Annotated in this window: 8 protein-coding genes and 4 tRNA genes; 10 read left to right on the top strand and 2 right to left on the bottom strand. The window is 59.2% G+C overall.

The features are described 5' to 3' along the window. The 5 genes from ACF8R3_RS03645 to ACF8R3_RS03665 all read left to right on the top strand — a co-directional run. On the top strand, window positions 1-191 hold a 191-nt coding region (locus ACF8R3_RS03645; protein ID WP_392514994.1), incomplete at its 5' end, for a hypothetical protein. Window positions 192-435: 244 nt separating this feature from the next. Further along, entirely contained in the window at window positions 436-1,071 is a 636-nt protein-coding gene (locus ACF8R3_RS03650; protein ID WP_058605557.1) for a TetR/AcrR family transcriptional regulator, read from the top strand. A 100-nt stretch (window positions 1,072-1,171) separates the two neighbouring features. Beyond that, entirely contained in the window at window positions 1,172-1,777 is a 606-nt protein-coding gene (locus tag ACF8R3_RS03655; RefSeq protein ID WP_058605556.1) for a DUF4823 domain-containing protein, read from the top strand. A gap of 9 nt (window positions 1,778-1,786) precedes the next feature. Next, window positions 1,787-2,353, top strand: coding sequence for a DUF1285 domain-containing protein (locus ACF8R3_RS03660; RefSeq protein ID WP_058637686.1), 567 nt, complete (start codon window positions 1,787-1,789; stop codon window positions 2,351-2,353). 122 nt (window positions 2,354-2,475) lie between these two features. Next, complete coding sequence (locus tag ACF8R3_RS03665) at window positions 2,476-5,409, top strand: dermonecrotic toxin domain-containing protein (RefSeq protein WP_392514996.1); 2,934 nt, start codon at window positions 2,476-2,478, stop codon at window positions 5,407-5,409. 211 nt (window positions 5,410-5,620) lie between these two features. Here the strand turns inward: ACF8R3_RS03665 and ACF8R3_RS03670 are convergent. Continuing rightward, a tRNA-Asn gene (locus ACF8R3_RS03670) sits at window positions 5,621-5,696 on the bottom strand. Window positions 5,697-5,757: 61 nt separating this feature from the next. Then, the gene (locus tag ACF8R3_RS03675; RefSeq protein WP_058605554.1) at window positions 5,758-6,954 is read right to left on the bottom strand and encodes an amino acid aminotransferase; all 1,197 of its coding nucleotides are present in this window, start codon (window positions 6,952-6,954) and stop codon (window positions 5,758-5,760) included. Between the two features lie 282 nt (window positions 6,955-7,236). On the opposite strand from ACF8R3_RS03675, the gene uvrB reads away from it, so the two are divergent. From uvrB to ACF8R3_RS03700, 5 genes are all read left to right on the top strand, one after another. Further along, a complete protein-coding gene (gene uvrB, locus ACF8R3_RS03680) occupies window positions 7,237-9,252 on the top strand; it encodes an excinuclease ABC subunit UvrB (RefSeq protein WP_058637685.1) in 2,016 nt (671 codons plus the stop codon). Window positions 9,253-9,427: 175 nt separating this feature from the next. Then, window positions 9,428-10,909, top strand: a complete 1,482-nt coding sequence (gene gltX, locus ACF8R3_RS03685) for a glutamate--tRNA ligase (protein ID WP_392514998.1) — start codon at window positions 9,428-9,430, stop codon at window positions 10,907-10,909. Window positions 10,910-11,181: 272 nt separating this feature from the next. Then, window positions 11,182-11,257: transfer RNA gene (locus ACF8R3_RS03690), tRNA-Ala, on the top strand. A 73-nt stretch (window positions 11,258-11,330) separates the two neighbouring features. Then, window positions 11,331-11,406: transfer RNA gene (locus ACF8R3_RS03695), tRNA-Glu, on the top strand. Window positions 11,407-11,457: 51 nt separating this feature from the next. Next, window positions 11,458-11,530: transfer RNA gene (locus ACF8R3_RS03700), tRNA-Ala, on the top strand. Window positions 11,531-11,532: the final 2 nt, after the last annotated feature.

Consider the following 11,532-nt stretch of genomic DNA (forward strand, 5'->3'; position numbering starts at 1 on the left):
ATCAAGATCAAGAGCAAGAGCAAGAGCAAGAGCAAGAGCAAGAGCAAGAGCAAGAGCCAAAGCAAGAGCAGCAGGGTAGCGGGGAGATGGCGGGACCTGCCTCAAACACCTTACCCAAAAAAAACCCGGCTTCTGGGGGAGGAATCCGGGTTAAGACCATTAGGAGTAGAACAAAGGTACGCGGTCCCTGAGTACCTTTATCGCCGCGTCACTCGGGGGGATGCGCCGCGCCGACCCTTTGAGTATCGCCCAGGCTACGCACAATGCCAGCCAAAACTGATCGTTTTTTAAACAGATTTGGAATACCCCAGGCCAAGCTGCCAACGATCGAGATGCCCCGCACACCAGTACAAACCGAGATGACCACGGATGATCCGTGCAATTTCGCGCAAGTTAGGCATAATAATCCGCTTCGATCGTCAGCCAGTCCTTCCCATGCAGAAAGAACCTCGTAAGGTCCGTGAGTTTCGCCGTCGCGAACAGGAAATCCTAGACACCGCCCTCAAGCTGTTCCTCGAGCAAGGCGAGGACAGCGTCACCGTCGAAATGATCGCCGACGCCGTGGGTATCGGCAAAGGCACGATCTACAAGCATTTCAAGTCCAAGGCAGAAATCTACCTGCGCCTGATGCTGGACTATGAGCGCGATCTCAACGAGCTGCTGCACTCGGCCGATGTGGACCGCGACAAGGAAGCCCTGTCGCGCGCCTACTTCGAATTTCGCATGCGCGACCCGCAACGCTACAGGCTCTTCGATCGTTTGGAGGAGAAGGTCGTCAAGGGTAACCAGGTGCCCGAACTGGTCGAGCAACTGCATAGTATTCGCGCCTCCAACTTCGATCGCCTTACGCAACTGATCAAAGGCCGCATCAGTGAGGGCAAGCTTGAAGATGTACCCCCTTATTTCCACTATTGCGCCGCCTGGGCACTGGTCCATGGGGCTGTAGCGCTCTATCACTCCCCGTTCTGGAGCAATGTGCTGGAAGATCAGGAAGGCTTCTTCCAGTTCCTGATGGACATCGGCGTACGCATGGGCAATAAACGCAAGCGCGACCCCGACCCCGCCAATTGAGTCAGCACCGGCCCACGCTGGCGATCAAATCAAAGCTGGCGCAAAAGCTGCATTCGTCAGCCATTCGCCGGCTTTTTTGACGCCGGCCATTGGAGGAATGATGCGGAGCCTGGTCTTGGTGCTGACGCTTGCGGCGTTGGGCGGGTGCATGAAAGTGAGTGATATGGGGGAAGGTGTTCGCTATCACATGAGCGATGCCGGCCTGCTGGATCACAGCGATACCCGTCGTACGCTGTCGATTCGACTGCAGCCCGATTCCTTCATCTTCATTGGGCAAGGCGCATTCGTGCCGCCCGGCAAAGGCCCTGTTCCGCAGCACAATGCGGTGGCCGAAGAGGCCTTCAAAAGCTTCGTCGAGTATTTCCCGATGGTACGCCGTGCCGAGGCACCGCTGGGTCTGGAAGAGGCGATCGCGCAGGCACGTTCATTTGGGGCCGACTACGTGCTCTATACCCGTTTCGCTCGCACCGATGACCGCATCGGCAATGGGGACGAGTGGTATGACGAACAGGCCGTGGACCGACTGGGTTGGGATAGCGGCGTGGTACAGATGATGCTCATCGAAACCAGTACCCGCTACCTGATAGACACGGTCCGTATCAAAAGCCGTGGCGGTTTGTTGACGTTCCATGACCAGACGCCCAGGGATTTGCTTGCGGCGCCCATGCGCGAGTACGCTCGTAGCCTTCTTGGCATGAGTCGGTGAGGCACTGCGATGAATGAGACGGGCAAAGCCAATGACCTGCTGACGCAGCTACCAACGTCCAAGGGCTTGCCGCCTGTGCACCTCTGGAATCCCGATTTCTGCGGCAACATCGACATGCGTATCGCACGGGACGGGACCTGGTACTACCTGGGCACGCCTATCGGCCGCAAACCGATGGTAAAGCTCTTTTCTTCGATCATCCGCCGCGACGGGAATGATTACTTTCTGGTGACGCCGGTCGAGAAGGTCGGCATCAAAGTGGATGACGCGCCGTTCGTGGCCGTGGCCCTGGATGTGACGGGGGAGGGGGAGCAGCAGGTGTTGCGCTTCACCAACAATGTGGACGATCAGGTCGAAGCAGGGCCTGACCACCCGCTGCGGGTAGTGACTGACCCCGTCACCCAAGCGCCTTCACCTTATGTGCTGATGCGCAGCAACCTTGAGGCGTTGATTCACCGCAATGTCTTCTATCAGCTGGTCGAGTTGGCCGTTACCCGGCAAATCGCAGATCAGCAATGGCTGGGCGTGTGGAGCCGAGGTGAGTTCTACCCCATAGGGCAGGTGGATCACTCCTGACTTACGCTTCACCGCACGTTTCACGGAGGATGAAGGCCGTGTGGAAGGTGGTTGATAACTAGCGCTCCAAAAAATTGTAACGGCTCAACCTCATGACTTCATACACCTTGAGGAACTTAACCATGGGCCTGCAGATTCTGTCCCCGCACGCCGAATCCCAGCTACGCGCCATCGCCGCTCCACTTGTGGCAGCCTGCCCTGATATGCGCCAGTCGGCCCGGGACACCGCCGTGGCGCTGTTGAGAAAACACAACTTGTCGCACCTAGACCCTGACCAGGTCTACCTCAACCGTTTCGATACCGCCCAGAGCAGCCCTCGCACCTTCAGCGGCTGGCAGCACCTGGACCCGCCTGTCCAATCCTTCACACTGCCGCAGTTGGTCATGCACCGTTTCGACGTTCATGACCAGGACAACAGCGACCTGCTCAGTTATCTGACCGGCTTTTACAGTAATGGCCCTGGCCCTGGTTTCTATGACGAGCACAATGAGATCCGTTTGGAGCCCCAGGCTGTGCTCGAGGATTTCTGGCAAATCGACTTCAGTACCCAGTTCCACCATAGGCTCCAGGCGTTCTGGCAAAAACATGCTGAGCATTTTCGCGTACTGGCGAAGGTCAACTTCCTCGCCAAGGTGATCGAGATGTGCTCGGTCGACAGCAGTACCGCGTTGGCCCACCTCGTTCGCCGCGTCGCCACGGCGCTGACGGGTCTTGATATCGCATCACCCACGTTGGAGCAACTTCAGGCAGTTGTACCGCCAGCCGCCGGTTATCGCGTGTGTACCTTCGACATCGGCGGGCATGTTGCCAGCGACTTTCTGCGCATTGTGCTGGAGGATGGTTCGCAACTGCTGTACACCCCAGGTGAAACGGAAGCCCTGCACTTTTTCCCAACGCGTCAGGACCTTTACTGGTGGGTATTGAACAATACCAACGAAGCCGAAAACCGGGCGCGCTTCATGGCGCACTTCCCATTGTCCAGCCGTGCGCAAAAAGACGATCGCCTCGGCCTCAATCACCTGATCGATCTACTGTTCTTCAATTGGGGTGGTGATGATCACAAGTGCCTCAATCAGCTCGATTCGACCCTGTCGGGCGATGCGTTCAGCCACCTGCGCGATGCCGCGCACCAGCGCATGATCGACGACGCACAGTTCGCCCTGCGCAGCAACGCTGACCTGCGTAAACAACTGTGGATCGGCTACCTCAAGGCCTTCGGCCAGGTAGCAGGGCCCATGACAGCGGTCGACTGGCCGATTGCACTGGCGGTGGTCGGCGCAGGCCTTGCGGATATGGGGCTGAACATCGACCAGGCTGTCAACGGTCATACTACGAGCGAGCGACAGGCCGGTGTGACCGGCACAATCTTCGCCGCCATCGACACCCTGTTCAACACCGCCATGCTGGCCGGTGCCGTAGGCGTAGGTGACGAGCAAATGCTGATTGATCCACAGGTGCCTGAGGGCGAAACCCTGGCCACGCCGGAAGAGGAGGCGGCCTGCGCGACACCCGCCGAGATTGAAACCTGGGTACCTGAACCGTTCCGGCCGGTTGACCAGCACGACCTGCTGGCGCCTTTTGAAACCAACATCATCCTCAGCGCTGAGCCTGGGAGTGGCGGGCAGGAGGGTATCTATCTGCAGAATGGCAAGTTCTATGCGCTGATTGACGAGCGACCCTTCGAGGTCCGTTTTGTGCAGCAGATGGGCAGCTGGGTGGTCATCGACCCGGAGAATCCATACTCGTTCTATCGCAACCTGCCCATCCGCATGACAGCAGACGGCCAGTGGCAACCTCTACAGCGCTCGGGTTTACAGGGTGGCGGGCTGCCCCGCAAATTGCTCGGGGCATGGGGGCGGCGAAGCGATGCGCCTGCCGTGCAGTCTCTGCCTGCAACGCCCTACGAGATTCCGAGCGAAACGCGTCCTTTGCTTGAGGCCGCCGCCAATGCCCCGGGGGAGGAGCGCGCGCTGAGTGGAATCATGAGCAGCTTAGACCCTCAGGTAGAAGCGAGCTACCGGGCATTCCGTGCCAGCCGCGACGCGCTTGCAACCGACGCCGTCGGCTATCTTGAAAATGTCATACCACCCGCGCGGCCTGCAATACCGACTCTGCCTCGTGATGCCAGCGCCAAGCTGATCATCCGCAGCCTCTACCAGAACAGCGAAGGGCTGGTCATCGGTGAAAGTCATTCGGGGCTGGGCAGCAAGCAGTTTCTGATAGACAACATGCCTATGCTCAGGCGCGAAAAAATCAAGGTGCTCTACGTTGAGCATTTCATGACCGACTTCCATCAGGCTGACCTTGATGTATTCAACCGCTCGGGCAAGATGCCCGCCCGGTTGAGCACCTATGTGAATAATCTGGATGAAGGTCACGGGGTCGATCTGGCGAGCCGTTATTCGTTTCGCAACGTGCTGATTGCGGCGCAGAAGGCCGGTATCCGTATCCAGTCCATCGACTGCATGGCCAGTTATCGCCAGGCTTGGGCCGACCCGCCATCGGCGGTGATCCGCCAGCAAATGATGAACTTTTACGCGCATGAAATCATCGAGGCGGACCAGGGGGTGCGAGGCCCGAGCCGGTGGGTTGCGCTGGTGGGGAATAGCCACGCCAGCGATTTCGAAGGTGTGCACGGCGTAAGCGAACTTCAGGGGGCAATCAGCTTGCGCGTCGAGGATATTGAGGTGGGTCTGCCCGGCGGCATTGGTGCCGATCCTGGACTGGCGGCCATTGATGAGGCCATGGATGTACGCCGGGTCAAGAGCGATCTTCGCCTGCAGGTACCGATTAAAGCGGCGAAGCCGGCCAGCGAGGAACTGTCGGTCATGCTCAGGCATACCGGCGCATTCACGTTCGAGAGCACCGATGGGCAGTTGCAGTTGGTGCATCGCAGCCGCACGGGCGGGCTGGTGTATACGCCCATCGCTCAGGAAGGTGAGCGGTTTCATATCCGGCGACCGGAGTGGCCGTGGATCAGTGAGCGACGGCTCGTCAGCCTGCGAGAAATGCGTACCCTGCTGGAGCATCACGGGTTGCAGTATGTGCTGACGTGATGAGTCGATGCGCTGGAGAAAGGTCTATGGCCTTGGACCCAGTTGAGCGCCTGAACGGTATCCACGCCACGCGGATCAAGCTATAAGCACCAGCCCAGGCATACCCACAGCGGGCACAAAAAAGCCGCTTTGGGTATGTCTGTTTCGACAGCATCCCTCAAAGCGGCGTTTCTGGATTCTTCTCAAAACCCTGTGAAGGATCTTGATTATCTGGCTCCGCGACCTGGACTCGAACCAGGGACCCAATGATTAACAGTCATTTGCTCTACCGACTGAGCTATCGCGGAATGTGCACGTATCTTACTCAACAGCAGGGGTAAGTCAAGTCACCCCTGCGAAATCAATCAGTTACAGCACTTCAACGATGGCTTTGGTCACCACATGGATATTGCTCTGGTTCAGCGCAGCCACGGCTATGCGGCCAGTGTCCAGTGCGTAGATGCCGAACTCGTTCTTCAGCCGGGCGACTTGCTCCACGGTCAGGCCCGAGTAGGAGAACATGCCGACCTGGCGACCCACGAAGCTGAAGTCGCGCTTGGCACCATAATGGGCCAGCAACTCGACCATCTGCTTGCGCATACCATGAATGCGCTCGCGCATTTCTGCCAGCTCGGTTTCCCACATCTGCCGCAACTCTGTGCTGTTGAGCACCGTCGCAACGATCGTGGCGCCATGGGTAGGCGGGTTGGAGTAGGTGGTACGGATGACCCGCTTGACCTGGGACAGGACGCGGGTGCTTTCGTCTTTGGACGCCGTCACGATCGACAGTGCGCCCACGCGCTCACCGTACAAGGAGAACGATTTGGAGAACGAGCTGGAGACGAAGAATTCAAGGCCCGACTCGGCAAACAGGCGCACGGCAAAGGCGTCCTCGGCGATGCCGTCTCCAAAGCCTTGGTAGGCCATGTCCAGGAAAGGCACATGACCTTTGGCCTTGACCACTTGCAGGACGTTCTTCCAGTCTTCCAGGTCCAGGTCCACCCCGGTCGGGTTGTGGCAGCAGGCGTGGAGCACCACGATGGAGCCAGCGGGCAACGCTTCGAGGTCCTCGAGCATGCCAGCCCGATTCACGCCGTTGGTCGGGGCGTCATAGTAACGATAGGTATGAACCGGGAAGCCCGCTGACTCGAACAGCGCGCGGTGGTTTTCCCAGCTAGGATCGCTGATGGCGACCACGGCCTCGGGGGATACGCGCTTGAGGAAGTCGGCGCCGATCTTCAGTGCGCCCGTACCGCCCACTGCCTGGACGGTAACCACCCGGCCATCGGCCAGCAATGGGGACTGGGCACCGAACAACAGTTTCTGCACCGCTTGGTCATAGGTCGCGATGCCGTCGATCGGCAGGTAGCCACGCGAGGCGTGCTGGGCGGCACGCTGGGTCTCGGCTTCGATCACGGCCCGCAGCAGCGGAATGCGGCCTTCCTCATTGCAGTAGACGCCCACCCCAAGGTTCACCTTGTCGGTGCGTGGGTCGGCATTGAATGCTTCGTTGAGGCCCAGGATAGGGTCGCGGGGTGCCAGCTCGACAGCGGAAAACAGGCTCATTGTTACCTTGGCTCGGATAGGAGTGTAAGGGGAGTATCCGCTCCAGCCGAATGCACTGAAGCGGGGCACAAACGGGGAGTCAGTATAGTGATCCGGCACGGTCACTGCGACACTGCGACGCCGCTTTTACGACTATTTGCGCAAAAAATTTTCGACCCTTGCAGCCTTTGCCCTGTCCACCGTAACACGGGGTCACCGTTGGGCTTTCAAAGCGTCCCCCAGCGTGCCCATTTGGGTATAGACTACTGGCTAAATTTACAGTGCAGCGCCGCGAGGTTCGACATGTCAGAGTTCCAGCTCGTCACCCGGTTCCAGCCAGCAGGCGATCAGCCAGAGGCCATTCGGCAAATGGTCGAGGGCATCGAGGCGGGGTTGGCGCACCAGACTTTGCTGGGCGTGACCGGCTCTGGCAAGACCTTCAGTATCGCCAACGTGATCCAGCAGGTGCAGCGCCCCACTTTGGTCCTGGCACCGAACAAGACGCTGGCGGCACAGTTGTACGGCGAATTCAAGGCCTTCTTCCCCAACAATGCGGTGGAGTACTTCGTCTCCTACTACGACTACTACCAGCCCGAAGCCTATGTGCCCTCATCGGATACCTTCATCGAGAAGGATGCCTCGATCAACGACCATATCGAGCAGATGCGCCTTTCCGCCACCAAGGCGCTGCTCGAACGGCGTGACGCAATCATCGTCACCACCGTGTCCTGCATCTACGGACTGGGCAGCCCTGAAACCTACCTCAAGATGGTGCTGCACATCGACCGGGGCGACAAGCTCGACCAGCGCGCGCTGCTACGCCGGCTGGCCGACTTGCAGTACACCCGCAATGAAATGGACTTCGCCCGTGCCACCTTCCGTGTGCGTGGGGATGTCATCGATATCTACCCGGCCGAATCGGACCTCGAAGCCATCCGCGTCGAGCTGTTCGACGACGAGGTGGAAAACATCGCCGCATTCGATCCGCTGACGGGCGAAATCCTGCGCAAGTTGCCAAGGTTCACGTTCTACCCCAAGAGCCACTACGTGACGCCGCGAGAAACGCTGCTTCAGGCGGTGGAAGGCATCAAGGAAGAATTAGCCGACCGGCTTGAGTACCTGCACAAGGCCAACAAGCTCGTGGAGGCCCAGCGTCTTGAGCAGCGTACCCGCTTTGACCTGGAAATGATCATGGAGCTGGGTTACTGCAACGGTATCGAAAACTACTCTCGCTATTTGTCCGGTCGTCCTGCAGGTGCACCACCACCTACGCTGTATGACTACCTGCCCGCCGACGCGCTGCTGGTCATCGATGAGTCGCACGTCAGCGTTCCCCAGGTGGGTGCCATGTACAAAGGGGACCGTTCGCGCAAGGAAACGCTGGTGGAGTACGGGTTTCGTCTGCCGTCGGCGCTGGACAACCGCCCCATGCGCTTCGACGAATGGGAGAGCGTCAGTCCGCAGACCATCTTCGTATCCGCAACGCCCGGCCCCTACGAAGAGGCTCATGCTGGGCGCGTCGTCGAGCAGGTAGTGCGTCCGACAGGTCTGGTCGACCCGCAGATCGAAATACGCCCTGCGCTGACCCAGGTAGACGACCTGTTGTCGGAGATCCGCAAGCGTGTGGCCCTGGGCGAGCGTGTGCTGGCCACCACATTGACCAAGCGCATGTCCGAGGACTTGACCGATTACCTGGCAGACCATGACGTAAGGGTCCGTTACCTGCACTCAGACATCGACACCGTGGAACGTGTCGAGATCATCCGCGACTTGCGGCTGGGCACGTTCGATGTACTGGTCGGCATCAACCTGTTGCGCGAAGGCCTGGACATGCCCGAGGTTTCGCTGGTTGCCATTCTGGATGCGGACAAGGAAGGCTTCCTGCGCTCCGAACGTTCACTGATCCAGACCATTGGCCGTGCTGCGCGCAACCTCAATGGCCGGGCGATTCTGTATGCCGACGCCATCACCGGTTCGATGCAGCGGGCCATTGACGAGACCGAGCGGCGTCGAGAAAAACAGATCGCCTTCAACCAAGCGCACGGTATCGTGCCCAAGAGCGTGGTCAAGGACATCACCGATATCCTTGAAGGTGCAACCGTCCCGGGTGCTCGTAGCAAAAAACGCAAGGGGATGGCCAAGGCGGCAGAGGAGAGCGCGCGCTACGAAGCCGAGTTGCGCACCCCAGGCGAGATCACCAAGCGTATCAAGCAGCTCGAAGACAAGATGATGCAGTATGCCCGTGACCTGGAGTTCGAAGCCGCTGCCCAGTTGCGTGACGAGATCTCCCAGCTGCGAGATCGCCTGATCGCAAGTTGATGCCTGGTGGCCTGCATGAGCAGGCGACATCGCCCTGCACGCAAGCCGCCCCACGGTAGGCCATACCGAGGGCGCGGCATCATGAGGGCAGGCCCAGGTTAACCGCATCGCTGGAGCCCGGTGCCCGCCACCTGCTAACATCGAGGCTTTGTTTCATCTTCCGTTCGAGACTCCCATGACCACCGTACGCACGCGTATCGCGCCATCGCCTACCGGCGACCCCCATGTCGGCACCGCTTACATCGCCCTGTTCAACTACTGCTTCGCCAAGCAGCACGGCGGCGAGTTCATCCTGCGCATCGAAGACACCGATCAGTTGCGCTCCACGCGCGAGTCAGAGCAGCAGATCTTCGATGCTTTGCGTTGGCTGGGTATCGAGTGGAACGAGGGCCCGGACGTGGGTGGCCCGCATGGCCCGTATCGGCAGAGCGAGCGCGGTGAAATCTACGCCCAGTATGCCAAGCAGCTGGTCGACGCCGGTCATGCGTTCTACTGCTTCTGCACCGCCGAGGAGCTGGAGCAGATGCGCGCCGAACAGCAGGCCCGCGGCGAGACGCCTCGTTACGACGGGCGTGCACTGCTGCTGAGCGCCGATGAAGTGCAGCGCCGGCTGGACGCAGGCGAGCCCCATGTGATCCGTATGAAAGTGCCCACCGAGGGTGTGTGCGTGGTGCCGGACATGCTGCGCGGCGACGTGGAGATCCCGTGGGATCGCATGGACATGCAAGTGTTGATGAAAAACGATGGCCTGCCCACGTACTTCCTCGCCAATGTGGTCGATGATCACCTGATGGGCATCACCCACGTACTGCGCGGTGAAGAGTGGCTGCCGTCGGCGCCCAAGTTGATCAAGTTGTACGAGTACTTCGGTTGGGAGCAACCCAAGCTGTGCTACATGCCCCTGCTGCGTAACCCGGACAAGTCCAAGCTTTCCAAGCGCAAGAACCCGACGTCGGTGACCTTCTACGAGCGCATGGGCTTCATGCCCGAGGCCATGCTCAACTACCTGGGCCGGATGGGTTGGTCCATGCCCGATGAGCGCGAGAAGTTCTCGCTGGCCGAGATGGTCGAGCATTTCGACCTGTCTCGCGTTTCGTTGGGCGGGCCGATCTTCGACATCGAGAAGCTCTCCTGGCTCAACGGCCAATGGCTGCGTGAGCTCCCGGTGGAGGCCTTTGCCCAGCGCCTGCAGAAGTGGGCGTTCAACAGCGACTACATGATGAAGATCGCGCCGCATGTGCAGGGCCGGGTTGAAACGTTCAGTCAGGTGGTGCCCCTGGGCGGGTTCTTCTTCGAAGGCGCACTGAAGCTTGACGCCAAGCTGTTCGAAAGCAAGAAGTTGTCGGTCGATCAGGTGCGCCAGGTGTTGCAATTGATCCTGTGGAAGCTAGAGAGTCTGCGTCAATGGGAGAAAGAGCGCATCACCGGTTGCATCCAGTGCGTGGTCGATGCATTGGAACTGAAGCTGCGTGACGCCATGCCCTTGATGTTCGCCGCCATTACTGGGCAGGCAAGCTCGGTGTCGGTGCTCGATGCCATGGAAATCCTCGGCCCTGACTTGACCCGCTATCGTCTGCGTCAGGCATTGGATTTGCTGGGCGGTGTTTCCAAGAAAGAAAACAAGGAATGGGAAAAGCAGCTGGCTACCATCGCTTGAGATGAGGCAGGCGGGCAGGCTGTCGTTTCCATGACGGTCTGCCGGTCTCGCGCGCAATGATCCAAGGCTGAAGACTGTTCTGACCCTGCTGATCGGCCGACATTGCGGGGCAGGGCGGTAAGTGATTGTTATCTGTGAAAAAAATTTTGGTTTTTTTGAAGATTTAGTTTGACAGGCCTGCACCTGGAACTTAATATGCGCCCCGTCCACAGCGATGAACATAAACGAAATGCTAGGCACCCAGCCAGCGTATCGGTTCAGCGTGACTCTGTGGGGCTATAGCTCAGCTGGGAGAGCGCCTGCATGGCATGCAGGAGGTCAGCGGTTCGATCCCGCTTAGCTCCACCAAATTCCTGTTGTCAGCCAATGGCTGGCACGTAGAACGGGCACCAGCAGCACGTTCTTGAAGGTAAGAAGGTTCGTCCCCTTCGTCTAGTGGCCTAGGACACCGCCCTTTCACGGCGGTAACAGGGGTTCGAGTCCCCTAGGGGACGCCAGTTTTATACAAGCATTGTTTCGGCAGTGCTGGGCCGCGAGGCTAAAAATCTGGGGCTATAGCTCAGCTGGGAGAGCGCCTGCATGGCATGCAGGAGGTCAGCGGTTCGATCCCGCTTAGCTCCACC

Source organism: Pseudomonas sp. FYR_7 (genome assembly GCF_043106155.1).
Lineage (GTDB): Bacteria > Pseudomonadota > Gammaproteobacteria > Pseudomonadales > Pseudomonadaceae > Aquipseudomonas > Aquipseudomonas parafulva_B.

Coding starts and splice junctions, on each gene's coding strand:
- ACF8R3_RS03675 (WP_058605554.1), bottom strand. CDS start 6,954: ATGAGCCTGTTTTCCGCTGTCGAGCTGGCACCCCGCGACCCTATCCTG.
- ACF8R3_RS03660 (WP_058637686.1), top strand. CDS start 1,787: ATGAATGAGACGGGCAAAGCCAATGACCTGCTGACGCAGCTACCAACG.
- ACF8R3_RS03650 (WP_058605557.1), top strand. CDS start 436: ATGCAGAAAGAACCTCGTAAGGTCCGTGAGTTTCGCCGTCGCGAACAG.
- ACF8R3_RS03655 (WP_058605556.1), top strand. CDS start 1,172: ATGCGGAGCCTGGTCTTGGTGCTGACGCTTGCGGCGTTGGGCGGGTGC.
- gltX (WP_392514998.1), top strand. CDS start 9,428: ATGACCACCGTACGCACGCGTATCGCGCCATCGCCTACCGGCGACCCC.
- ACF8R3_RS03665 (WP_392514996.1), top strand. CDS start 2,476: ATGGGCCTGCAGATTCTGTCCCCGCACGCCGAATCCCAGCTACGCGCC.
- uvrB (WP_058637685.1), top strand. CDS start 7,237: ATGTCAGAGTTCCAGCTCGTCACCCGGTTCCAGCCAGCAGGCGATCAG.